17 protein-coding genes and 1 tRNA gene are annotated in these 24,998 nt (G+C 37.4%); 5 read left to right on the forward strand and 13 right to left on the reverse strand.

Going from position 1 to position 24,998, the window contains the following annotated elements; translation table 11 throughout:
* From DFQ08_RS00160 to DFQ08_RS00185, 6 genes are all read right to left on the reverse strand, one after another.
* Entirely contained in the window at positions 1 to 1,365 is a 1,365-nt protein-coding gene (locus DFQ08_RS00160) for a quinol:cytochrome C oxidoreductase (RefSeq protein ID WP_114307785.1), read from the reverse strand.
* A gap of 21 nt (positions 1,366 to 1,386) precedes the next feature.
* The gene (locus tag DFQ08_RS00165; RefSeq protein WP_114307786.1) at positions 1,387 to 1,947 is read right to left on the reverse strand and encodes a c-type cytochrome; all 561 of its coding nucleotides are present in this window, start codon (positions 1,945 to 1,947) and stop codon (positions 1,387 to 1,389) included.
* A gap of 1 nt (position 1,948) precedes the next feature.
* Positions 1,949 to 2,488, reverse strand: coding sequence for a DUF3341 domain-containing protein (locus DFQ08_RS00170; protein ID WP_114307787.1), 540 nt, complete (start codon positions 2,486 to 2,488; stop codon positions 1,949 to 1,951).
* A gap of 8 nt (positions 2,489 to 2,496) precedes the next feature.
* A complete protein-coding gene (gene nrfD, locus DFQ08_RS00175) occupies positions 2,497 to 4,230 on the reverse strand; it encodes an NrfD/PsrC family molybdoenzyme membrane anchor subunit (protein ID WP_114307788.1) in 1,734 nt (577 codons plus the stop codon).
* Between the two features lie 27 nt (positions 4,231 to 4,257).
* Entirely contained in the window at positions 4,258 to 7,461 is a 3,204-nt protein-coding gene (locus DFQ08_RS00180; RefSeq protein ID WP_114307789.1) for a TAT-variant-translocated molybdopterin oxidoreductase, read from the reverse strand.
* 106 nt (positions 7,462 to 7,567) lie between these two features.
* Positions 7,568 to 8,857 carry a c-type cytochrome gene (locus DFQ08_RS00185; protein WP_114308628.1) on the reverse strand — a complete coding sequence of 430 codons (1,290 nt, stop codon included), beginning with the start codon at positions 8,855 to 8,857 and terminating at the stop codon, positions 7,568 to 7,570.
* 294 nt (positions 8,858 to 9,151) lie between these two features.
* Between DFQ08_RS00185 and DFQ08_RS00190 the strand changes: the two genes are divergently transcribed.
* Complete coding sequence (locus tag DFQ08_RS00190) at positions 9,152 to 9,532, forward strand: SPOR domain-containing protein (protein WP_114307790.1); 381 nt, start codon at positions 9,152 to 9,154, stop codon at positions 9,530 to 9,532.
* A 71-nt stretch (positions 9,533 to 9,603) separates the two neighbouring features.
* Here the strand turns inward: DFQ08_RS00190 and infB are convergent, their stop codons facing one another.
* From infB to rimP, 3 genes are all read right to left on the reverse strand, one after another.
* Positions 9,604 to 12,453, reverse strand: coding sequence for a translation initiation factor IF-2 (gene infB / locus DFQ08_RS00195; protein WP_114307791.1), 2,850 nt, complete (start codon positions 12,451 to 12,453; stop codon positions 9,604 to 9,606).
* A gap of 246 nt (positions 12,454 to 12,699) precedes the next feature.
* Positions 12,700 to 13,932, reverse strand: coding sequence for a transcription termination factor NusA (gene nusA, locus DFQ08_RS00200; RefSeq protein WP_114307792.1), 1,233 nt, complete (start codon positions 13,930 to 13,932; stop codon positions 12,700 to 12,702).
* A gap of 12 nt (positions 13,933 to 13,944) precedes the next feature.
* Complete coding sequence (gene rimP / locus DFQ08_RS00205; protein ID WP_114307793.1) at positions 13,945 to 14,409, reverse strand: ribosome assembly cofactor RimP; 465 nt, start codon at positions 14,407 to 14,409, stop codon at positions 13,945 to 13,947.
* A 161-nt stretch (positions 14,410 to 14,570) separates the two neighbouring features.
* Between rimP and DFQ08_RS00210 the strand changes: the two genes are divergently transcribed.
* Positions 14,571 to 15,395 carry a universal stress protein gene (locus tag DFQ08_RS00210; protein ID WP_114307794.1) on the forward strand — a complete coding sequence of 275 codons (825 nt, stop codon included), beginning with the start codon at positions 14,571 to 14,573 and terminating at the stop codon, positions 15,393 to 15,395.
* A 111-nt stretch (positions 15,396 to 15,506) separates the two neighbouring features.
* Here DFQ08_RS00210 and DFQ08_RS00215 read toward each other — a convergent pair.
* Positions 15,507 to 15,582, reverse strand: a tRNA-Gln gene (locus tag DFQ08_RS00215).
* 151 nt (positions 15,583 to 15,733) lie between these two features.
* Between DFQ08_RS00215 and DFQ08_RS00220 the strand changes: the two genes are divergently transcribed.
* Both DFQ08_RS00220 and DFQ08_RS00225 read left to right on the forward strand, forming a co-directional pair.
* Positions 15,734 to 19,150 (forward strand): glycosyltransferase family 117 protein, encoded by a 3,417-nt coding sequence (locus tag DFQ08_RS00220; protein ID WP_114307795.1) that lies wholly within the window; start codon positions 15,734 to 15,736, stop codon positions 19,148 to 19,150.
* Between the two features lie 6 nt (positions 19,151 to 19,156).
* Entirely contained in the window at positions 19,157 to 19,813 is a 657-nt protein-coding gene (locus DFQ08_RS00225; RefSeq protein ID WP_114307796.1) for a polysaccharide deacetylase family protein, read from the forward strand.
* A 62-nt stretch (positions 19,814 to 19,875) separates the two neighbouring features.
* On the opposite strand, the gene DFQ08_RS00230 is transcribed toward DFQ08_RS00225, so the two are convergent.
* Positions 19,876 to 20,172 (reverse strand): thioredoxin family protein, encoded by a 297-nt coding sequence (locus DFQ08_RS00230; protein ID WP_114307797.1) that lies wholly within the window; start codon positions 20,170 to 20,172, stop codon positions 19,876 to 19,878.
* A 99-nt stretch (positions 20,173 to 20,271) separates the two neighbouring features.
* Positions 20,272 to 21,501: a metallophosphoesterase gene (locus tag DFQ08_RS00235; protein WP_114307798.1), complete on the reverse strand. Its 1,230-nt coding sequence runs from the start codon at positions 21,499 to 21,501 to the stop codon at positions 20,272 to 20,274.
* A 302-nt stretch (positions 21,502 to 21,803) separates the two neighbouring features.
* Between DFQ08_RS00235 and DFQ08_RS00245 the strand changes: the two genes are divergently transcribed.
* A complete protein-coding gene (locus DFQ08_RS00245; RefSeq protein ID WP_114307800.1) occupies positions 21,804 to 23,477 on the forward strand; it encodes an MFS transporter in 1,674 nt (557 codons plus the stop codon).
* A gap of 36 nt (positions 23,478 to 23,513) precedes the next feature.
* Here the strand turns inward: DFQ08_RS00245 and DFQ08_RS00250 are convergent, their stop codons facing one another.
* Positions 23,514 to 24,926: an aldehyde dehydrogenase family protein gene (locus tag DFQ08_RS00250; protein WP_114307801.1), complete on the reverse strand. Its 1,413-nt coding sequence runs from the start codon at positions 24,924 to 24,926 to the stop codon at positions 23,514 to 23,516.
* Between the last annotated feature and the right edge of the window lie 72 nt (positions 24,927 to 24,998).

Genomic DNA, 24,998 nt, shown 5'->3' on the forward strand with positions numbered 1-24,998 from the left:
TTAATAATGGAAGTGTTCACTCTCCTTTACAAAAGGGTTTCCTTTTGCTAATAATGGGTGTTTCCCTAGTGATGTAAATACAATGAATATAAATAAACCAGCAAAGAATAAAATGGATCCGATTTCTGGAATTCCAATAAACCATCGGTCTCCAACTGTTGCAGGCATAATCATATTAAAGATATCTAAATAGTGACCAAATAGAATCACTACCCCTGTCATTACTACGAACCATGGAATACGCTTGTAATCACTGTTCATTAATAGTAATAAAGGGAATAAGAAGTTTAAGGCTACCATACCGAAGAATGGTAAGTTGTAATCTTCAATTCGTGTAATATAATAAGTTACTTCTTCAGGAATATTAGCATACCAGATTAACATAAACTGAGAGAACCATAAGTACGTCCAGAAAATACTAATACCGAACATAAACTTCGCTAAATCGTGAATATGGCTATTGTTTACAAAGGTTAATAGGCCTTTAGACTTAAGGTAGATTGTAATTAAAGCAATTACCGTAATACCACTTACAAACATACTTGCAAATACATACCATCCAAATAAGGTACTAAACCAGTGCGGATCTACACTCATAATCCAATCCCAAGACATCATAGATTCTGTATAAATATAGAATACTAAAAAGGCTGCTGAGATTCTAAAGTTCTTTTTGAAGTAAGACTTATCGTTTACATCGGCTAAATCTTGCGCTACAGAGAACTTTCTAGAGAAGTGACGGTACGCAGACCAACCTCCTACAAAGATTAAACCTCTAATTAAGAACCATGTCTTATCTAACCAACTTGATTTATTTTGAATAAGTGCATCATGAGCCACAACGTTTTCATCCATCCAAATAAAGATATGACTGTCTGCAACTAAAATAATTGCTAATACAATAAGTCCACCAGGTAACACGTAAGCCGTGATTCCTTCCATAACTCTAAAGAGTACTGGAGACCAACCTGCCTGTGCTGCATACTGAATAGCGTAAAAGGCTAAGACCCCTAAAGCAATCATAAAGAAAAAGAAAGCGGCAACATATAAAGCTGCATAAGGTCTGTTGTGTATTTGGTGAAGTACGTGCTCTTCATGAGATAACTCATGGCCTTCAACTTCAGCTTCTGCACCATGTCCGTGGTCTGCTTCAACTTCTGAAAGCGTTTCACCATGCTCAGCTTCACTTCCGTGTGCTTCTGTTGCATGCGCACCATCATGATGTCCTTCATTTGCTAAGAATTCGGTAATATTGTCTTCATTAACACTATGTGAATCCATAAAACCATAACCAACACCTAATGCTCCTAAGATCATTAATATGATAGCTCCTGTTCTTAATCGATTTGAAATTTTATATTCCATTATATAATCTTTATCTAAATCTTATTTTTCTAAATCTGCTTTTAGCTTCTCAACATAAGCCACTACTTGCCAACGTTCTTGCTCGTTCAATTGGTTTGCGTAAGACCCCATGGTGTTTTTACCATAGTATAAAACATGGTAAATACTTCCTGTTGTAATCGCTCTACCGGCATCATCGTAACTTGGTACACCAAGAATCTTTTCACGGTCTACCAATTTACCTTTACCGTTCCCTTTATTACCATGACAAATACCACAATAAATATTATATAAAGGTCCTCCAATAGCGTAGTCTACTTGCGTAGAATCTAAAGGACTTTTTAAGTTCTCTTTAGCGTATAAATACCCTTCGTTGGTGTTTTCAATTTCAAAAGGCATAAAATCACCTCTTGGAATTGTTCCTTCTGCTGGTAACTGTGCTTCCACACCGTTAGCAAAAACATCAGACTCTTGGTAGGTTTCGTATCCTACAGATTCGTACATATTAGGCATGTACTGATAGTTAGGTCTAGAGTTCTTTTGGCATGATACAAGACCTACCACCATAACTAATACTACGATATATTTTGTAACTATCTTCATATTAATGTGCATCTTCATCTTTATCAACAATATTTATCTCTACGGCCCCTGTTCCTTTTAACAGTGATGTAAGAGCTTCTTCGTTATTATGAACAGCTATTTCCATTAAGAAATGGTCATCTGTAGTTCTTGGATCTGGGTTTTCAGCAGTTTTAAATGGCCAAATTCTACTTCTCATATAAAAAGTAATAACCATTAAGTGGGCTGCAAAAAACACCGTAAGTTCAAACATAATAGGCACAAACGCCGGCATGTTTTCTAAGAAACTGAAACTTGGTTTACCACCGATATCTTGTGGCCAATCTTCAATCATTATATAGTTCATCATTAAGGTCGCTACAGATAAACCAACACACCCATATAAAAAGGCTGTTATGGCTAAACGTGTAGGAGCTAATCCCATTGCCTTATCAAGTCCGTGAACTGGAAAAGGTGTGAATACATCTTCGATGTGGTGCTTTTCTGCTCTTACTGTTTTAACAGCAGCCATTAAGACATCATCATCGGTATAAATAGCATGAATTACTTTCGAAGCTTCCATAGACTATATTAGTTGTTTAATAAGGTTTTTGCTTGTCCAGACCAGTCATCACGTTCAGCTCTTCCTGGGAAAGATCCTGTGATTTCATCTAGTAAGTCATATTCTCTTTTTGTCATTTTACTGACCTGTGCATAGGTATAGATTCCAAGGTTGTTAAGAACTTCTTCCATCTTTGGTCCAATACCATTAATCACTTTTAAATCATCTGCCGTTTGAATAGACGCATCAAATCTTCCGATCCCTTCTAAAAGGTTTCCTAACTTCTCAGCATCATCTTGTGTTGGTTTAGAGGCAGTCGTTTCAGCAGCAATTTTTAAGTTAGATGTTCTTTCATCAACTCCAGTACCTACTAAAGACGCTCCGCTTTCTCTAATGCGCTTGTAACGCTCACCAGACGATTTTAAAATTGTTTTTACTTCCGCTTGTGCAATTACTGGGAACGTACGAGAGTAAAGTAAGAACAATACAAAGAAGAACCCAATAGTACCGATAAAAATTCCGATATCTACAAACGTTGGAGAGAACATCGTCCATGATGATGGTAAGTAATCTCTGTGCAATGATGTAACAATAATTACAAAACGTTCAAACCACATCCCGATGTTTACAACAATAGAGATAAAGAAAGAGAACATAATACTAGTTCTAAGTTTCTTGAACCACATAAACTGTGGAGAGAATACGTTAAAACTCATCATACACCAGTAAGCCCACCAGTAAGGTCCGGTTGCTCTGTTTAAGAAAGCAAACTGTTCGTATTCTACACCAGAATACCAAGCAATAAATAACTCTGTAATATAAGCTACACCTACGATAGAACCTGTAAGCATAATTACAATGTTCATTAACTCGATATGTTGAACGGTGATATAATCTTCAAGGTTACATACTTTTCTCATGATGATAAGCAAGGTATTTACCATAGCGAATCCTGAGAAAATTGCTCCTGCAACGAAGTAAGGCGGGAAAATTGTAGTATGCCATCCCGGAACAATTGAGGTTGCGAAGTCAAAAGATACAATAGTGTGTACCGAAAGTACTAAAGGTGTTGCTAAACCAGCAAGCACTAAAGATACTTCTTCAAAACGTTGCCAATCTTTTGCTCTACCTGACCAACCGAAACTTACTAAGGCGTAAATTTTCTTTTGGAACGGACGTACAGCTCTATCTCTTAGCATTGCAAAATCAGGTAAAAGACCCGTCCACCAGAATACTAATGATACCGATAGATACGTTGAAATTGCAAATACATCCCAAAGTAAAGGCGAGTTAAAGTTTACCCATAACGAACCAAATTGGTTTGGAATTGGTAATACCCAATACGCTAACCATGGACGACCCATGTGAATAATAGGGAACAAACCTGCTTGGAATACCGCAAAGATGGTCATTGCTTCCGCAGATCGGTTAATTGCCATTCTCCACTTCTGACGGAATAATAACAATACTGCAGAAATCAATGTTCCTGCGTGACCGATACCAACCCACCAAACGAAGTTAGTAATATCCCAAGCCCAGTTAACGGTCTTGTTAAGACCCCAAACTCCAATACCCGTAGATACGGTATAAATAATACAACCTATTCCCCAAAGGAATGCAACCAACGCAATACTGAAAACAATCCACCATGCTTTATTGGCTTTGCCTTCAACTGGTCTTGCGACATCAACAGTAACATCGTGATACGATTTTTCTCCTGTAACTAAAGGTCTTCTAATAGGTGCTTCGTAATGAGACGCCATAATTATATACTTGTTTCTTTGATTTATTTACGCTTTTGATGTATTTCTCACTTTGGTATGATAGAATACGTTAGGTTTTGTCCCTACATACTCTAATAAGTGATACATACGATCGTCTTCTTTTAACTCTGCCACTTGACTTTCCTTGTCATTGATATCACCAAATACCATAGCACCGTTTCCACATGCTGCAGAACAAGCTGTTTGGAATTCTCCATCTTTAACTGGGCGTCCATCACGTTTAGCATCAAGAATTGTTTTCTGTGTTTTTTGAATACACATAGAACATTTTTCCATAACACCACGAGATCTTACAACAACGTCTGGGTTTAATACCATACGTCCTAAATCGTCATTCATGTGGTAGTCAAACTCGTCATTCTTGTTATATAAGAACCAGTTAAAACGACGTACCTTATACGGACAGTTGTTAGCACAGTAACGTGTACCTACACAACGGTTATAAGCCATGTGGTTTTGACCTTGACGACCATGAGCTGTTGCTGCAACCGGACAAACTGTTTCACAAGGTGCGTGGTTACAGTGCTGACACATTACAGGTTGGAAAACAACTTGAGGACTTGCCGCTGGGTTTTCCATTTCTCCAAACTCACTTAATGAACTACTTAAGCCTGAAATATTATTTTTCTTATCTAAATCTTCTTCGAAGGTATCTTCAGAAGAGTAGTAACGGTCAATACGCAACCAGTGCATATCTCTACTACGTCTCATTTCAGACTTCCCTACAACAGGAACGTTGTTTTCTGCATGACATGCAATAACACAAGCTCCACAACCTGTACAAGCATTTAAATCAATAGATAAGTTGAAGTGATGTCCTATTGAACGATCAAACTCATCCCATAAATCAACATCAGGAGATGTTACAGGCGTTTCTATGTGATTAAGTGATACTTGAGGTGTTGCATTCCAATACGCTTTATCTTTCGTATTAAAAATCTCTAAACTCGTTTCTTTAATGATATCACCACGTCCCATTAAGGTATTATGCAACTGTACACAAGCAAACTCATGCTCACCTGATACTTTTTCAATAGTTACATTCTGTACCGCTTGGAAGTTTTGATATAACGGATAAGCGTTAACTCCCGTTTTCATTTCTTCTTTTAAGGCCTTCGACGTTCTACCATAACCAAATGATAAACCTGCCGATCCTTTAGCCTGACCTGGTTGAATAATTACAGGAACCGTAATCGCTTCTGCACCTGCAACAGATACTTTAGCATAACTACCATTAAGACCACCGTTAGCTACATTCCAATTCTCAATTCCTAAGGCTTCAGCATCAGCTTGAGAAACGGTTAAATAGTTATCCCATGATGTTCTTGTAATAGGATCAGGGAATTCTTGTAACCAAGGGTTATTAGCTTGTTGACCATCACCCATACCTGTTTTAGTATAAAGTGACAATTCTATACCACCTTCTTTAACTGACGCTGCTAAAGCTCTCGCTGCAGTTCCGCCTGTTAATACAGCACCGCTATTGCTCGCTGTTGTGGTTTCTGTACGATCTTCATCTTTTATTCCAACGCCTACAGCGACATCATGAATAACGCCACCAAGGAACGTACGTTCTTTTTTATCGTTTCCTACAGCCGTAGTCGCAGCTCCTAAACCTAATCCTGCGCTCCCCGATACAAACGTACCATCTTGAACCGCTTTATTAAATGAAGCTCCGTTTAAAATACTTTGCGTCCAAACCGATTTAATATAATCTCTATAAGACCCTGGAGTACTTGTCCATCCCATTAACACTTCTTGAAACTGTTTGGTATCAAATAAAGGTCTAATGGTAGGTTGCATCATTGAATAATGCCCCGTTTTAATTTCAATATCACCCCAAGACTCTAAGTAATGTGGTGCCGCCGCGATATACTCGCAGTTTGTTGACGTCTCGTCTTGCTTCATAGAAAAAGCAATAGACAATTCTGTCTTAGCAAGACCCGCTTTAAAATCAGCAGCATTTGGTAACGTATATAATGGGTTAACACCATTCATTACAATAGCGCCAACTTTTCCTGCTTTCATATCCGCAACTAATTGCGATACGGCTGCAGCATTACCTTGTCTTGTTTTTATAGCAGTTTCAGGTTTAAAAGCCTTTGATTTTAAGTGCTCATTAATCTCTAAAACTGTAGTTTGTGCGTTAACATCTTGAATACCGGTAACAACAACACCGTTGCGTCCTGCTTTTGATAATTCTGAAGCTGCCGCCTTAACCGCTGCATCTAAAGCTTCAGGCAATTTACCTGGTAAAGCCACACCAGTAACATAGCTATATAATTTAGCTAAAGCTAACTTCTGTTGACTTGGTGTTAATGGTACACGCTTATCTGCGTTTGCTCCAGCAAGAGACATATTAGACTCAAACTGAATATGACGAGACATTTTACCATTAGCTGGTATACGTTTTTTAGCGTAAGCAGACTCAAAGCCTCCACCTTGCCAATCGCCTAAGAAATCAGCACCGATAGAAACAATTGTCATGGCTTTAGAGAAATCGTAATCTGCCATTCCTCTTGTTCCATACTTAGCTTCGTAAGCATCTAAAGTTGCAGTTTCTGAAATAGCATCATAAGTAACATGACTTACGTTACCGTATTTCGAAGAAAATTCTGCAATTAATTTATTTGTTGAAGGACTCGGCATTGACTGTGTTAATAACACAATCTTTTTACCATTAAGGCCTTTTAACTTTGAAGTCGTTTCAGCCATAAAGTTGTCCCAAGAGATTGTTGATTCCCCTTTCATTGGAGCTTTCACCCTAAGGTTATCATACAACCCTAAAACTGAAGCATTCACTCTTGCATTAGCAGAACCATTAGTTCCTGCATCGGTGTTGTTTTCAATTTTAATTGGTCGCCCTTCTCTTGTTTTCACTAAAACACTAGCAAAATCGAAACCATCTGCAATTGTAGTAGCATAATAATTAGCAACACCTGGAATAATCTCTGTTGGCTGAACTATATAAGGTATAGATTTCACTACCGGTCCTTCACAGGCTGCTAACGATGCGGCAGCTGTACTAAAACCAACGTATTTTAAGAAATCACGACGCGATGTAGATGAAGACTCTAAAGACTCTTTATCTCCTAAAAATTCGTCTGTAGGAATCTCTTCCACAAATTCATTCTGTTGAAGCGCCTCAACAATAGAGCTATTTTCGTTTAGCTCTTCAACACTTTTCCAGTATTTCTTGTTTGATGACATAGTGTTTATTTATAATTTTCGATTCCGAAATCAAGAGATACTTTCCTAATTTACGTCCTCTAAATATTTATTCTTTTATAATTATTCTCTTCTTGTTAAAGCCGTCTTAGTAGTGACATTTACCACATTCTAATCCACCCATCTGTGCTACCGTTAACTGGTCTACACCATACTTTTTAGATAACTCATCGTGAATCTTAGTGTAATACTCGTTATCCTTAACTTTAACATTAGTCTCTCTGTGACAGTTAATACACCACCCCATTGTCAATGGCGCATGCTGATACATAATTTCCATTTCCTGTACAGGACCGTGACAAGTTTGACATTCTATACCTCCAACAGAAACGTGTTGTGAGTGATTAAAGTAAGCAAAATCTGGCAAGTTGTGAATACGGATCCATTTTACCGGCTTAGACTCTCCAGAATATCCAGTTCCATCCCATCCTACAGCATCGTATAATTTTTTAATTTCAGCGTTATAATCCACACCATACTCATTGCCTTCAGCTAAGGTTTCTGGAGCGACTTCTGAAATTGACTTATGACAGTTCATACAAACATTCAAAGAAGGAATCCCTGATGTTTTACTCACTCTTGCAGAAGAGTGACAGTATTTACAATCAATACCGTTATCTCCAGCGTGAATTCTGTGTGAATAATGAATAGGCTGCACTGGCTCGTAACCTTGATCTACACCAACCTGCATAAAGAAACCATAAACAAAATAACCACTTGCTAATAAAAATACAATTGTAGTCACCAATACTAAAAACTGGTTTTGTACAAAAGCTTTCCATAATGGCGTCTTTTGCTCCGCATCAGTAATCACTTTAATATCCTTCGCTTCTGCAAAACGATTTAAAGTACGATTTACTAATACAAGTGCTAAAGCTAATAAACCAAATAACAATGCTAGTGCTCCAAGGATTAAATCATTTGATACACCACCTTGTTGTGTTGTTTCCCCTCCTGCTGGAGTTTCTGCAACAACAGGTTCTGGTTTTGGTTGCGCCGTGTACGCTAAGATATCAGCGATATCTTGATCACTTAATTGTGGGAACGGCGTCATTTGAGTTCCGTTGTGTGCGTTGTATACTTTGTTAGCATATGCATCACCAGACTTAATCACGGCAGAACTATTTCTAATCCATGCCTTCAACCATTCTCTATCTAGACCTTCATCATCTGCAAGTCTTGACTCAACATTTCTTAAAGCCGGCCCCGTCATTGGTGCGTCTAATTTATGACACGCCGCACAATTGGAGTTGTACAGTGATTTTCCATTAACTGGATCACCTTCTTGTGCTATAAGAGAGGTTGAAAACGTAAGCAATAGAACAAGACAAAGACGTGATATCTTCGAGGTTAAACTACAGTAAATCACCTGTTTCATATTATAATTTGGATTATCTTCTAAACTTTGGTACGATTTTTTCATTAAAAACGAAAAAAGTTATTTGTAAAAAACTCTCGCAAAAGTAACATTTAAAGTGGATTTTGAAAATCTTAGATATGTCTTAATAGATAATTTATACTAATTCTAAATAACAAAAATTCAATTCGTACGTAGGGCTATTCCCTCCCTAATTATCGATCGCTTGAAGTGCAATTGATTACAACTTTAGGGCTCTAAAAAAAATTATTTATCTTTATTTATATATCCTACCTTTGTTTAATAATCGATCTTATGAAATTAAAAAATAAAACTTTCGTCTTAGCATTAACAGGTTTAAGCTTGTGTTTTTCCTTACAGGCCCAAGAGGGTGTGGTAAACGTAAGCCAAGACGGTGATATTGCTAAATTATTAGAATTTAAAAAAGATATAAAGACAGCTAAAGTCTACCGTATACAGGTTTATCAAAATGTAGATATTGATAAGGCCAAACGTGAGAAAGCTAACTTCTTAAATGCATACGATGAGTGGCCGGTAGAGATCGTTTGGAATACGCCAAACTATAAAGTTTGGGTAGGAAACTTTACAACGCGTTTAGAAGCCGATAGAGCTTGGGCTAAGATTAAAGAGAAGTATATGTATGCCATTATCTTTCAACCGAAAACGAACGACTAATACAACCTTCAATTAAGCGCAAAAAAAAAACCGACAATCACTTGTCGGTTTTTTTATTATTACTAGTTCTATTATTTCAATTTCTTCTTCACTTCCACTTCTTGGAAGGCTTCAATTACATCACCTTGTGCAATGTCGTTATAACCTTTAATTTGCATACCACAGTCGTAGCCTTTAGAAACTTCTCTTACATCATCTTTAAAGCGTTTTAAGGCTTCTAATGATCCCGTATGAACTACAACTCCATCCCTAATAATACGGATACCAGAGTTTCTGTAAATCTTACCATTCATCACCATACATCCGGCAATGTTTCCAACTTTAGAAACTTTGAATATTTCTCTGATTTCTGCAGTACCTGTAACCTCTTCTTTAACTTCTGGCGATAACATACCTTCCATTGCATCTTTAAGGTCATTGATGGCTGCATAGATAATAGAATACGTTCTGATATCGATTTCTTCTTTATCAGCAATCATTCTTGCATTTCCAACAGGACGTACATTAAATCCAACAATAATAGCATCAGAGGCTGTTGCTAATAAGACATCACTTTCAGTAATGGCTCCAACACCTTTATGGATAATATTCACTTGAATTTCTTCAGTAGATAATTTCTGGAACGAATCCGTTAAGGCTTCTACAGATCCATCTACATCACCTTTAAGGATAATGTTCAACTCTTGGAAATCTCCAAGGGCAATACGTCTTCCAATTTCATCAAGGGTAATATGACGTTGTGTTCTTACAGACTGCTCACGTTGTAATTGTGCACGCTTGGTTGCAATTTGTTTCGCTTCACGCTCATCATCAAAGACATTAAACTTATCACCCGCTTGTGGTGCACCATCTAATCCTAAGATTGAAACTGGTGTTGCTGGTCCTGCAGTTTTAACATCATTACCACGCTCATCTTGCATCGCTTTGACTTTACCACTGTTTTTACCGGCTAAAACGTAATCTCCAATTTTTAAAGTACCCGCTTGAACTAAGATCGTAGAGACATAACCACGTCCTTTATCTAAGTACGCTTCTACAACTGTACCACTAGCAAGTTTATTAGGGTTCGCTTTTAATTCTAAAAGTTCAGCTTCTAACAATACTTTTTCAAGTAAGTCTTGAACCCCTGTTCCTTTCTTCGCAGAGATATCATGAGATTGAATTTTACCACCCCAATCTTCTACTAAAAGATTCATTTGTGCCAATTGCTCTTTCACCTTTTCAGGGTTTGCATCTGGCTTATCAATTTTGTTTATGGCAAATACGATTGGTACTCCAGCCGCTTGCGCATGAGAAATTGCTTCTTTTGTTTGTGGCATTATAGCATCATCTGCTGCTACCACAATAATGGCGATATCAGTAACTTGAGCACCACGAGCACGCATTGCTGTAAAGGCCTCGTGACCTGGTGTATCTAAAAAGGCAATTTTCTGACCATTTTCTAATTGTACTCCATAAGCCCCAATGTGCTGCGTAATTCCACCAGACTCTCCTGCAATTACGTTTTCTTTACGAATGTAATCTAATAAAGAGGTCTTACCGTGATCAACGTGTCCCATTACCGTAACAATAGGTGCGCGTTCTATTAAATCTTTAGGATCATCTTCAACAACCACTATAGATTCTTCAATATCGGCTTTAATAAATTCAACATCAAAACCAAACTCTTCAGCAACGATTGTTAAAGTCTCAGCATCCAATCTCTGGTTCATGGTTACCATCATCCCTAAGGACATACAAGCTGAAATTACTTGAGTAACCCCCACTTCCATCATGGTAGCCATTTCACTTACCGTAACAAACTCGGTTACTTTAATAGTCTTGCTTTCTGCTGCAGCGATTTCCTGATCGATCTCCGTTTGTTGACGGTGTTGATCCCTCTTATCTCTACGGTATTTAGCACCTTTACCTTTATTAGATTTACCTTGAAGCTTCTCTAAAGTTTCACGGATTTGCTTTTGAACGTCTTCTTCACTAGGCTCTTCTTTAACCACTTTTGGTCTAGAAGTATTCCCTCTTCCTTTTTGTCCGCCACGTCTGTTATCGAAGTTAGGCTTATTAGTGTTATCTCCGGTTTTACTAATTCTACGACGTTTACGCTTATTAGCATCACCACCAGATTTAGCAGTATCGGTCTTTTTCTTTTTAGGCTTATTAAATTGCGATAAATCAATCTTTTTACCTGTAGTAGTAGGACCGGTAAGCTTTTGGTATTGTGTTTTTATGGTTTCTTCACCAGGAGCGCTTGGTGTCGCTTTCGGTGCATCTTCCTTTTTAGGCGTTGCTTTGGCAGCAGGTGTTGTAGGTTTCTCTACTTTCTCTGTTTTTGCCGGCTCCGGTTTTTTATCCGCTTTAGGCTTTTCTACCTTTTCAACTTCAACGGGTTTCTTAACCTCTACCTTAGGCGTTTCTTTAGGCTTTTCAACAACCTTTTCTTCCACCTTATCCTCTTTAGGAGTTTCCTTAGGCGTTTCAACAGGAGCTGCTTTCACCTCTGGCTTTTCAACCTTAGGCGTTTCCTTAACTTCTGGAGTTTTAGGTGCCTCTTCTTTAGTTTCAGCCTTTGGTTTTTTATCTAAGTCTATTTTACCAACTTGTTTAGGGCCACTTAGTTCAGCTCTCGCTTTAACAACAGCATCCCTTTCGGCCTTTTGTTTTTGCTTCTCTTCAATTTCACGTTCTCGCTGCTCGCGAAGCGCTTCTTTTTCCTTAAGCTTAGCTTCACTTACTTCTTGAGCTTTTTCACGCTTAGATGCATCGGTCTGAAATTCATCCGAAAGCGTGTTGTAAACCTCTTGTGAAATTTTAGTATTAGGACTCTTCTCAATCTCCACACCTTTGGATTCTAAGAAATCCACCGCGCGGTCTATTGAAATGTTTAATTCCCTTAATACTTTATTTAATCTTGTTGTTTGAGCCATAAATTGCCTGTAAAATACTTAAATATATTATATACTAATTATATAGTAAAAAAAGCGACCTAAAATTAGGTTAAAATTTCTATAGTTTTAACTATAAAAACCGCAGCACTACCTCTGCTTCACTTTATGCTTCGTATAAAGATAAAAATTCATCATTTTATTCAAAGCCAATTTAAAATAAAATTAGTAGGATACCAATTCAACTTCAAAATGTATTAACTAAATCATTTTAAAATTATACTGCTATTATTCTTCAAATTCTTCTCTTAGAATCCTAATGACATCTAAGATTGTTTCTTCTTCTAAATCTGTACGTTTCACTAAATCATTAACATCTTGTTCTAGAATACTTTTTGCCGTATCTAAACCAGCTTTGCTAAATTCAGCGATTACCCATCCTTCGATTTCGTCAGAGAATTCCTTTAACTCTACATCTTCTTCTGCACCTTCTCTAAAGACATCAATTTCATAACCCGTTAGTTGTCCGGCTAAACGAATGTTATGTCCACCTCTACCAATAGCTTTAGAAACCTCTTCTGGCTTCAATAAAACTTCAGCTCTCATGTTCTCTTCGTCTAATTTTAAAGACGTTACTCTTGCTGGACTTAACGCTCTAGTTACAAAAAGTTGAACATTAGTGGTAAAGTTAATCACGTCGATATTTTCATTTCCTAATTCACGTACAATACCGTGAATACGAGAACCTTTCATACCAACACAAGCACCAACAGGGTCAATTCTATCATCATAAGAATCAACAGCTACTTTTGCTTTTTCACCAGGAATACGCACGACTTTTTTAACGGTGATTAAACCATCAAAAACCTCAGGAATTTCCTGTTCAAATAATTTTTCTAAAAACAATGGTGATGTTCTAGACATCACAATTGCTGGTTTACTTCCTTTTAAATCAACACTTTCAATAATTCCTCTTACATTTTCTCCTTTTCTGAAGAAATCCGACGGAATTTGTTTGTCTTTTGGAAGTATAATTTCATTTCCTTCATCATCAAGTAAAATAATAGCTCTATGACGAATATGGTGAACTTCAGCCGTATATATTTCGCCCTCTAATTCCTTAAATTGCTTGTATATATTGGTGTTATCGTGTTCATGAATCTTAGAAATTAAGTTTTGTCTTAAGGCTAAAATTGAACGTCTACCCAAATCAATTAACTTCACCTCTTCAGCAACATCTTCTCCAACTTCAAAATCCGGCTCAATTTTCTGAGCTTCTGACAATTCGATTTCTTGGTTTGGTTCTTCAACCTCGCCATCTGCAACAACAATACGGTTCCTCCAAATTTCTAAATCGCCCTTATCAGGATTTATAATAATATCAAAGTTATCGTCATCACCATACTTCTTCTTTAAGGCATTACGTAAAACATCCTCAAGAATTGCCATTAGCGTAACTCTATCTATTGATTTGTCGTCTTTAAATTCTGAAAATGAATCAATTAACGCTATATTCTCCATAATTGATATGAATTAAAATTTTATTTTAACTTTTGCTTCTTTAATATTGCTGAAGGCAACTGTAGCGGTTTTCACAACGGTTACTTTCCCTTTTCCAACAGGCTTTGGTTCTCTCGCTTTCCAGCTTAAAACCACCTCTTCATCATGAACTTCTGTAAGTTCACCCTCTAGATTTTTACCTTCTAAAGTTTTAATTTCTAAATTTCTACCAATATGTTTGTGATATTGTCTTGGTAAAACTAAAGGAGATGCAGCACCTGAAGAAAGCACTTCCAAAGAATAATCATGTTCTTCGCGGTCTATATTGTGCTCAATAGCTCTACTGATAAACATACAATCTTCTACCAAAACGCCATTATCGCCATCAATTACAATTTTCACAGCGTTATCTCCAGACAAAGAAAAATCAATTAAAAATAAATCTTTTCGCTCGTCTAATGCCGTCTGTAATAAGTCTTCTACTATTTTCTTGAACATTTCTTAATATAAAAAGAGAGGACTTTTCGTCCTCTCGCTTATTTATTTTTAGTAAATAACGGTGCAAATATACGATATTATATTCACTTACCCAAGCTATGCATTGTTGATTTATTTTCTTAACTTTAAAGAGACTCAATAAATTAATATCTACAACACCTATGAAAAGAATCTTAGTTCCTACCGATTTTTCTGACCGAGCGGAAAACGCGCTCAAAGTTGCCGCCATGATTGCTAAAAAGCAGCACTGCGAAATCTATTTGTTGCATATGATGGAAATTCCGATACGCCAAACCGATCCTGGCCAAACAGAAACCATTATTCCTCAAACCTTATTTTTTATGGATCTAGCACGAAAACGGTTTGAAACGCTTATGAGCCAAGATTACCTTAAAGGCCTCACAGTACACGAAACCGTAAGGGAAGATATTACTTTCCATGAAATTAAAGATTCTTGTCATGAATTTAACATCGACCTCATCGTTATGGGCTCTCATGGCGCTACAGGACTGCAAGATATGTTTGTTGGCTCTAATGCTGAAAAAGTGGTGCGCTCCTCCGATGTTCCAGTATTAGTCATAAAAAACGAACACGAATCTTTCGATATTCAAGATTTTGTTTTTGCTTCCGACTTTAAAAATGACAATCAAGAGACCTATCAACAAGCTGTAAGATTCGCCGAAATGTTTAATGCAAAAATTCATCTTCTTCTGGTCATTACCGCCAGCGATTTTATGACCACCTATGAAGCTCAAACTCGAATTAGCGATTTTATTTCTGGACAAAGTTTTGACAATTACACCGTAACCATACACAATGACTACACCGTAGAACAAGGTATTTTAAATATCTGTAAAGACATTAATGCCGATCTTATTGGCATAAGCACCCACGGCAGACAAGGCATAGCGCATTTCTTTAACGGTAGCATTAGTGAAGACATTGTAAACCACGCCAACCGCCCCGTAATTACTTTTAAGATTTAAAAACTTGTTTAAACTAAGACACTCGCTAGCAGAAAAACGAATAAGAGCCTCTTAGAAAAGCGTATAAAACTAAAAAATCCTAATTCGAAAAACGAATTAGGATTTTAATTTTGGTTGGCCCACTAGGGATCGAACCTAGACTCTTTGGTACCAAAAACCAATGTGTTGCCAGTTACACCATAGGCCAATCTCTCAATTTGAGGGTGCAAATTTAAAACAAACTTTTACTTTACCAAAACTTTTTTTGATTTTTTTTTGAAAAACTTAAGCTTAACTTAAAAACCTAGGGTTTTAGCTAATAATTATTAAATTCGCCTGCATTATTAAGTAAGGATTTCATGACAGATATAAACTTTAAAAAGTGGAACAACATCTTAGGATGGTTTGTTTTTGCCGTAGCATGCGTTGTATATGCGTTAACCATAGAACCAACCGTGAGTTTTTGGGATGCTGGTGAGTATATTTTAACCTCTTCTAAACTACAAGTTGGCCACCCACCAGGAGCACCATTGTTCCAAATGTTTGGGGCTTTCTTCTCTATGTTTGCTTTAGAACCTTCACAAATTGGAATGATTATGAACATGATGAGTGGTGTGGCCAGTGCCTTTACCATTCTTTTTATGTTTTGGACCATTACCCTTCTGCTTGTAAAACTTACAAAATACAATGAAGAAAAAGATAACGGTAAAGCTTATGCTATTTTAGGCAGTGCCTTAGTAGGAAGTTTAGCCTTCACCTTTACAGATTCATTTTGGTTTAATGCGGTAGAAACTGAGGTCTATGCCATGGCGACTTTAATTATGGCCGTGTTATTTTACTTAGGACTCCGTTGGGAACAAGATATGAACCAGCCTCGTGGTAACCGTTGGCTTATTCTTATTGCCTTTGTTATTGGTTTATCTTTTGGAGTTCACTTTATGGGCTTACTTACCATTCCTGCCATAGGTCTCCTCTACTACTTTAAAAATTATAAAACCATTACAGTTAAGAATTTTATCATTGCGAACATTGCTTCAGCAGCGATATTATTATTCATCTTTAAACTCCTTTTACCGTCTACTCTTGAATTGTTTGGTAATATGGAGGTCTTTTTTGTGAATTCTATAGGCTTACCTTTTAACTCAGGAACCATTATTACCGGAATTGTGGTGATTGCCTTATTTTATTACGGTCTTAATTACACTAGACAAAAAGGGATGCAGCATGTTAACACCTTAGTATTGTGTTTAATGTTTATTTTTATTGGCTTCTCTTCTTGGATGATGCTTCCTATCCGTGCGAATGCTAATGTGGTGATTAATGAAAATAATCCTTCAGATGCACGAGAGCTTTTAGCGTATTACAATCTTGAACAATACCCAGAGACCCACTTATTTTATGGGCCGTTCTTTACCGAGGTGTATTCTGGTGCTGATAAAGACGAGCCGTTTATAGATGACAAAAAGAATTATGAGCGTGATGATGAAGCTGGAAAATACGTGATTATTAACGATTGGGAAAAGAGCAAGCAAAACTATAATCATGAACATGCCTCAATTCTTCCTAGAATGTGGAGTTCTGAGCATGCCGAAAATTACATGATGTTTACCGGTTTAATCGATTTTAAAGTGGACCCTGCTTTACAATCTAGAGCTTATAATGAAGCTTTAAATGCTGGTTTATCAGATGAGCAAGCGAGTCAATATGCTTTAGGTGAAAAACAACAATTTGATCAGTTGGTTAATGATTTTAGAATGCGTGTAGCCAATGGTGAAATAGATTATGAAGGTTATGATGCTTTTTTAAAGCGCTACGGACAACAATATTTAATTATTGAAAAACCAACCTTTTTAGATAACCTAGTTTACATGTTTCAGTACCAATTTGGTTATATGTACTGGCGTTATTTTATGTGGAACTTTACAGGGCGTCAAGACGACATCCAAGGCCGTTACACTTATAAGAATGGAAATTGGATTTCTGGAATCGATTTTATTGATGCTTGGCACCTTGGAATGTCTCAAGACAACTTACCGACCGATGTAATAGAAAACAAAGGACGAAACACTTACTACTTTTTACCTTTATTATTAGGATTAGCAGGGTTCTTCTTCTTAATGTATTCCGACTTAAAACGCTTTTGGGTCTTATTAGTATTCTTTTTATTAACCGGTATTGCCATTCAGTTTTACACCAATGTAAGACCTTTTGAGCCTCGAGAACGTGATTATTCCGTAGTAGGTTCCTTTTATGTCTTTGCCATTTGGATTGGATTTGGAGTTTATGCTATTTACGATCGTTTAAAAGCATTCACATCTACTAAAGTCTTAGCGCCAGCAATTACTTTAGTTTGTCTTATTATAGTACCAGGGGTATTAGCCGCTAACAATTGGGATGACCATGATCGTTCTGGAAAATACACAACCAATGCCATGGCCCGAAAATATTTAGAGTCCTGCGCACCAAACGCTATTCTATTTACTATTGGAGATAATGACACCTTCCCCCTATGGTATTTACAAGAAATTGAAGGCGTACGTACCGACGTCCGTGTAATTAATACCAGCTTGTTTCAAACCGATTGGTATATAGACCAAATGAAACGCAAGGCTTATGAAAGTGACCCGATTCCTTCACAATTAACCCATAAGCAGTATCGTGGAGAAACTAGAGATGTTGTCGCTTATAAAGAAATAAGCCCAAGAATTGCCAATGATACCTTAGATATTAAACAATTTATGGACTTTGTTGCTAGCGAAAAGCCAAATACGAAGGTTAAGTTTGCGGTTGAAGCACAAGGTGATGATCCTAGTCGTTACCCTAAACACCTTTTAAATTCTAACTATTACCCATCGCGTCATATTAGTATTCCTGTTAATAAAGACATCGTGCTTAAAAACGGTACCGTACAACCTAAAGACGCTGATAAAATAGTCGATAACGTTTATACACAAATTAGCGGAGGCTACCTTTACAAGAACCGTCTCTTAATGTTAGACATCCTCGCAAACAACAATTGGGAGCGCCCTATTTACTTTACCGGTGGAGCCTTTGGAGATGAGGATTATGTTTGGCTGAAGGATTACTTACAGTTAGACGGTATGTGCTATAAACTCGTTCCTATTAAAACACCAGTAGATAGAGCTAATCCTTATGATATGGGCCGTGTAGACCCAGATCTTATGTATGATATGGTGAAGAACTGGAACTGGGGTGGCAGCGGTGAAGACATCTATTACGATGTGGAAACACGTAGAAACGGTATCACCTATAGAGGAAACTTAGCGCGTCTTATCCAAGAACTTATCAACGATAAACAATTAGATAAAGCGGAAGAAATTACCGATTTAGCTATGGAAAAAATGCCCGTAGATCAGTTTGGCTTTTATTCCTTATTAGAACCTTACGTAAGTGCTTATTACGAAATTGGTAATGTAGAAAAAGGACGTGCCTTATATAAAGACGTTGCTAAAAAGTACCAAGAAAAGTTAATGTACTACAGCAGTCTGTCTTTAGAGAACCAAGACCGTATTGTTGGGGATGACATCTTTATGGACATACAACGTTACCGATCTTTAATTGATCTTTTAGTTATATATAATGATAAGGATTTTGCTTTACAGGAAACTAAGACATTCAATAGCTATTTAAGTTTATTTGATGCCTTAATGAATCATTATAGTGATGGCGAAATGCCTGCGGAAGTTCCTGATGAAGACTTAGATATTCAAAACGCTATTAAGGACACTATAGACCTTATTGCACCAGAGCAGTAAAACCAAATGAAGCTAATTCCGGTTAAAACACCCAAGATTGTAAAATCTTTGTTTCCACGTTATACATGGAATGTCAACACGCTTCAAAAAGAACTATATCTCACTTTTGATGATGGCCCCACTCCCGAAATTACGGAGTGGGTACTATCTACCTTAAAAGCCTATAAGGCCAAAGCCACATTTTTCTGTGTTGGCAATAATATTAAAAAGCACCCCGAGCTCTTTCAGAAATTAATACAAGACCAACACACTGTAGGCAACCACACTTTTAATCACCTTAAAGGTTGGAAAACCGCAACGGCAGCCTATCTTGAAGACGTAGAAGAGACCCAACAACTTATTGAACATTACCGAAACCGCTCTAACCCTGAGAGCACATCGGCCTCAAAACTGTTCCGTCCACCTTATGGTAAGTTTTCAGCAGCACAAAGCAATCAACTCTTACAAAAAGATTACACTATTGTATTATGGGATGTTTTAGCTTTTGATTGGGACCGTAAGCTTACAGAAGAACGCTGTTTTAAGAATATATGCACCAATGCCAAAGAAGGTAGCATTGTTGTGCTTCATGACAGCCAGAAAGCCTCAAAAAACTTAAGGTCTGTGCTGCCTAAAGTGCTAGAATATTACAGTAACTTAGGCTATCAATTTAAGGCACTCTGAGTCTTATCCATTTCCTTAGGAAACGGCTTTAAGATTCCAAATGAATACAATTGGAGTGAAGATTATAAATAGGTTTGTACAATATCGATTAAGGCATTAGCATCTTGCATACCACTATACCTCCATTTCATTTCGCCATGTTTATAAAGCATTAAGGTCGGTAAACTACTTACCCGCAAAGCTTCGGCCAATTCCTTGTTTTTATTGATATCTATTTTTATAATTTTAGCCTTATCCCCAAATGCAGCTGCTACTTCTTTAAGAACAGGATGCATGGCTGAAGACTCTAAATTCCCTTCAGTATAAAAGTCTAAAAGAACAGGTATATGAACATCTATTAATTCCCCAAATTTCGACATACGTTATAATGGTTTTAATCTCTTTACTGCGCAGCACTCGCCTCAAAAATCCCTGATCAGCGCTATCGGCATTATATAAAAATAAGCAATTCTTTACAATTACGCACTTTTAGTGCCTTTTTTGAGTTCAATGACTGTGATTTCAGGCCAAATCCCTACACGACCCGGATAGCCTAAATACCCAAAGCCTCTATTGACATTTATGTATTGTCCGAGTTCTGTATAGATCCCCGCCCAATGTTTGTAGCGCCATTTGGCAGGACTCCATTTTATCCAACCCGGAATTTCGATCCCAAATTGCATACCGTGTGTATGACCACTTAAGGTAAGATGATAATGGTTGGGATCGGGTAAGACTTGTGCTTCCCAATGGCTTGGATCGTGACTCATTAAAATTTTGAAATCGTCGGCTTGGATGTTTGCACTCGCCTTCGTTAAATCGCCTGCTTTTTTAAATCCGCCTTTACCCCAATTTTCAACACCCACTAAAGCCAAACGTTGTCCGTCTTTTTCAAGAAAACGACTTTCATTAAGTAATAAATCGAAGCCCATTTCTTTCTGGATGGCTTTTAAATCTTCAAGATTTTGATGCTTAGCCTCTGTAGAAGGCCACTCTACATAATCCCCATAATCATGATTTCCTAACACCGAAAACTTTCCATCTTTAGCCTTTAGACGACCAAAGGTGGCTTTCCAAGGTAACATTTCAGAAGCTTTATTATTCACCATATCACCGGTAAACAACAAGACATCTGAATTCTGTTCATTAATTAAGTCTATGGCATATTCAATCTTATTCCTATCATCAAAACTTCCGGAATGAATATCACTAATCTGTGTAAGGCGATACCCATCAAAAGCTTCAGGTAAATCTTCAAAATGCAAGGTATATTTTAGCACCCTAAAATTGTATTTTCCTTTATACATCCCGTAAAGTAAGGAGGCCAAAGGAACGGCTGCTAGACCTAAGGCTATTTGACTAATAAACCGACGACGCGACGGCAAGTAAAATCCTGTTTTCTTAATAACCACTTTATCATAGAGTGCAATAATACTGCGGATAATATCTTCCCCGAATAAAATAGGCACCAAGACCAAATTAAAAGCCATAAAGGCCAATAAAAATCCAAAAGCAAAACTCTTAGGTGGGGTAAGCACACGACCTTCACTAGCCGCGGTAAACTGATAGATAAAGTTACCAACGACCACTAAGGTGACTATAAAAAAGAGGTAGTACACCCATGTTTGTTTGGTGACGGTTCTTATGGCTTGAAATCCATAGGCCGTAAGAATAATGAATAAAATAGCAAAAAGTATCCAGCGAATCATCCTAATTATTTAGAATTACAAAATTAAGCAACTGCCTTAGGACTTATCTTATCAATATGTTAAAGGTTTTAGTTCACGGTTTTAAGGGCTTAAACCTACCTCAACAGAGAATAGAACTTTTAATTAGGCAACACGGTTTTAAAGACCGCACTAAGGCAAAGCCATTTTTTTTTAGGTTTGGAACGTCTAATATTAGTATTTTGCAGGGTATAAATTTTAATCTATTACGCTTTTCAAACGCAAAACAAAGTGTATTTTCACTTTTATATTAACTTTAGACCACTTAACAAACACCCCATAGAATGAGTAGTAATCAAAATAACAAATCGGCATTAGCAACCTTATGTACAGTGTTCTTCTTTTGGGGATTTATAGCGGCATCCAACAGTGTTTTTATTCCGTTTTGTAAAACCTATTTTAATATCGATCAATTCCAATCGCAATTGGTAGACTTCGCATTTTATGGTGCTTATTATATAGGAGCCCTTTCTTTATTTATAATGTCTAGTGCAGTGAAACGCGACATCTTAAACAACTGGGGTTATAAAAATGGTATTGTCTATGGTTTATTACTCTCTGCCATTGGAGCCTTTGTGATGTTTCCGGTGACCGCAGGTGCTGAACAAGGGCAAACCGGGGTATTCTATTTGGTACTCATTGCCTTTTTTATTGTAGCTTTAGGCTTTTCTTTACAACAAACGGCAGCTAATCCTTTTACGGTAGCGCTTGGCGATCCTAAAACCGGATCGCACCGTTTAAACTTAACCGGAGGTATAAATTCCTTCGGAACCACTATTGGGCCTATCGTGGTGAGTTTAGCCATTTTTGGTACGGCCTCTTGGTCTACCGATCAGTTGGCTGAAAAAATTAATTCTAATGAAATCACTCTAGTTACCGTACAAGTCTTGTATATGTGTGTTGGTGCCTTGTTTTTAACCGCAGCCGCACTATTCCATTTTTCTAAAAAGCTACCAGCACTAAAATCTGACACCGCATTTGAACCTGCTAATAAAGCAAGAAACCTATTAATTCTATTAACCCTTATTATTATTGGTTGCTTCGGTTATATTTTTAGCACTTATGCCGGAGATGCTGTAGCCACAGATCAGTTAGAACATACGAGACTGCTTATTCTATTTATTGCCTTGTTTGCAGTTATTGCTACCGTTTTTGTAGCCAATAGCAGTGCGGCTAAAAACCCAATAGGATGGGGTGCCATGAAATACCCACAATTGGTTTTAGGGATGCTCGCCATCTTTACCTACGTTGGGGTTGAAGTAACAATAGGAAGTAATTTAGGTGAACTCTTAAAACAAAGTTTTGAAGGTACGGGTTTAAATGCCCTTGGCTTTCCCGTTTTGAACGATTCGGAATTGGGAAAATACATCTCTTTATATTGGGGTGGATTGATGATTGGCCGTTGGGTAGGCGCCATTACCGTTTTTAATCCAAGTAAAGGCGTTAAGAAGGTTTTATTAATTATTGTCCCTTATGTGGCCTTTGCCGTAATCTTACTCGCTAATTTAGTGAAATACAGTTTTACCCTAAATGAAATTCTTTATTTCGGAATTTGTATTGCCGTACAAATTGCAGGATTCTTATTTGCCAAAGACAATCCCGTAAAGACCTTAAAAACATTTAGTTTATTAGGAATTCTAGCCATGCTTATTGGCTTATTCTCTTCAGGAAATATTGCCTTATTTGCATTTTTAAGTGGCGGCCTATGTTGTTCTATTATGTGGCCTTGTATTTTCACCTTAAGTATAGCAGGTTTAGGAAAATACACCTCTCAGGGTTCTGCTTTTTTAATTATGATGATCTTAGGAGGGGCTATTATCCCTCCTGTGCAAGGGAAGTTAGCCGACGTCTTTAGCATTCAATCTTCATATTGGATGGCCGTGGCTTGTTTTGCATATCTATTATTCTACGCGTTTAGAACCAAACGTGTGTTAGACAAACAAGGCGTGAGATACTAAAACAGCAGCAACATTAACCAATTGTTGTCCTTACCCTTAAAACCATTTAATAGTAAAGCGCGCTAAGCGTTCTTTGATTCCGGTATACGGTGGAAATAAAAACTCCGTCATCCCAAAGCTATATTGGGTCATTACAGATCGTGCATTACTAAAAGCTTGAAAGCCATAAAACCCATGACTTTTACCAATACCACTATGGTTTACCCCTCCAAAGGGTAAATTATGGTTGGCATAATGCAACACACTATTATTAATGCAGGTCCCTCCTGCCCTCGTGTTTTGGATAATTTTACGGGTTGTTGTTTTATTTTCACTATAAATATATAAGGCCAAAGGTCTAGGTTTCGCATTGATATAAGCAAGGGCCATATCTAAACGCTCATAACTGACAATAGGCAAGATGGGACCAAAAATCTCTTCCTCTAAAAGCAGCGCTTCTGGTTTTAAGTCTGAAATAAGCGTTGGTGCCATATATTTTGATGCCCTATCGGTTTCACCTCCAGTTTCAAACGTAGCGCCTAAACGTTTAGCATTGTCTAAATAGGTTTGTAAACGATCAAAATGTTTTTCTGTTACAATCCTTCCGTAAGACGACGAGGCTTTAGGTTGATTGTCATAAAAATGTTGAAGCCAGGTTTTACACGCCGCTATAAATTCTGATTTTACGGAGGCATCCACTAACACATAATCTGGAGAAACACAGATCTGACCACAATTAAGAAACTTAGCCCACATTATTTTTTTTGCGGCCCGACTAAGGTTTGCCGATTTATCTACAATTGTTGGTGATTTTCCGCCTAACTCTAGAGTTACGGAGCTAAGGTGTTTGGCCGCTGCTTTCATCACAATTTTTCCAACTTGAGGCGAGCCCGTAAAGAAGATATGATGAAACGGTAAGGCCAGCAAAGCGGTAGAAGCCTCAACTTCACCTTGAACCACCGCCACCTCATCTTCAGGAAAAATAGACTCAATAATTTTGGCCATTAAGGCAGACGCATGAGGTGTCATTTCCGAAGGTTTAATTACAACAGTGTTCCCCGCAGCAATTGCCGATATTAAGGGCCCGAAGGTTAAATTAAACGGAAAATTCCAAGGCGATATAATAAGACAGACGCCTTTAGGTTCATAACAAATATGCGAACGCGAGCCCAAAAGCGCAATAGGTGTGGCCACTTTCTGTTTCCGCATCCAACGGTGCAAATACGTTTTGGCATGTTTAATGTCTCCTATAATGGCATAAATTTCGGTTAACTCCGTTTCCAAAACTGGTTTTCCTAAATCCTTTTGCAAGGCCAATTGAATCGCTTCTCTATAAGTTACCGCAATCGCCTTGTGTAAGGCGTCTAAAACGGCTATTCGTGCTTTATAATCACGATTTCCTATATAAAACTGATTTTCTTGCTGTTTGCAAAACAATTCAAAGTAGGGATTATCTTTAAAATCTTCCATAAATGACCACTATGTTTTGGGCTTCAAACTTAAATATTGCACTTTATCGATATATGGTTCAAAAAAATGTAA

It is taken from the genome of Winogradskyella arenosi (assembly GCF_003337305.1).
Lineage (GTDB): Bacteria > Bacteroidota > Bacteroidia > Flavobacteriales > Flavobacteriaceae > Winogradskyella > Winogradskyella arenosi.

What these genes read in the sequence shown, in the direction of transcription:
- DFQ08_RS00160 (WP_114307785.1), bottom strand. Translation starts at nt 1,365, where the DNA reads ATGGAATATAAAATTTCAAATCGATTAAGAACAGGAGCTATCATATTA.
- DFQ08_RS00165 (WP_114307786.1), bottom strand. Translation starts at nt 1,947, where the DNA reads ATGAAGATAGTTACAAAATATATCGTAGTATTAGTTATGGTGGTAGGT.
- DFQ08_RS00170 (WP_114307787.1), bottom strand. Translation starts at nt 2,488, where the DNA reads ATGGAAGCTTCGAAAGTAATTCATGCTATTTATACCGATGATGATGTC.
- nrfD (WP_114307788.1), bottom strand. Translation starts at nt 4,230, where the DNA reads ATGGCGTCTCATTACGAAGCACCTATTAGAAGACCTTTAGTTACAGGA.
- DFQ08_RS00180 (WP_114307789.1), bottom strand. Translation starts at nt 7,461, where the DNA reads ATGTCATCAAACAAGAAATACTGGAAAAGTGTTGAAGAGCTAAACGAA.
- DFQ08_RS00185 (WP_114308628.1), bottom strand. Translation starts at nt 8,857, where the DNA reads ATGAAACAGGTGATTTACTGTAGTTTAACCTCGAAGATATCACGTCTT.
- DFQ08_RS00190 (WP_114307790.1), top strand. Translation starts at nt 9,152, where the DNA reads ATGAAATTAAAAAATAAAACTTTCGTCTTAGCATTAACAGGTTTAAGC.
- infB (WP_114307791.1), bottom strand. Translation starts at nt 12,453, where the DNA reads ATGGCTCAAACAACAAGATTAAATAAAGTATTAAGGGAATTAAACATT.
- nusA (WP_114307792.1), bottom strand. Translation starts at nt 13,932, where the DNA reads ATGGAGAATATAGCGTTAATTGATTCATTTTCAGAATTTAAAGACGAC.
- rimP (WP_114307793.1), bottom strand. Translation starts at nt 14,409, where the DNA reads ATGTTCAAGAAAATAGTAGAAGACTTATTACAGACGGCATTAGACGAG.
- DFQ08_RS00210 (WP_114307794.1), top strand. Translation starts at nt 14,571, where the DNA reads ATGAAAAGAATCTTAGTTCCTACCGATTTTTCTGACCGAGCGGAAAAC.
- DFQ08_RS00220 (WP_114307795.1), top strand. Translation starts at nt 15,734, where the DNA reads ATGACAGATATAAACTTTAAAAAGTGGAACAACATCTTAGGATGGTTT.
- DFQ08_RS00225 (WP_114307796.1), top strand. Translation starts at nt 19,157, where the DNA reads ATGAAGCTAATTCCGGTTAAAACACCCAAGATTGTAAAATCTTTGTTT.
- DFQ08_RS00230 (WP_114307797.1), bottom strand. Translation starts at nt 20,172, where the DNA reads ATGTCGAAATTTGGGGAATTAATAGATGTTCATATACCTGTTCTTTTA.
- DFQ08_RS00235 (WP_114307798.1), bottom strand. Translation starts at nt 21,501, where the DNA reads ATGATTCGCTGGATACTTTTTGCTATTTTATTCATTATTCTTACGGCC.
- DFQ08_RS00245 (WP_114307800.1), top strand. Translation starts at nt 21,804, where the DNA reads ATGAGTAGTAATCAAAATAACAAATCGGCATTAGCAACCTTATGTACA.
- DFQ08_RS00250 (WP_114307801.1), bottom strand. Translation starts at nt 24,926, where the DNA reads ATGGAAGATTTTAAAGATAATCCCTACTTTGAATTGTTTTGCAAACAG.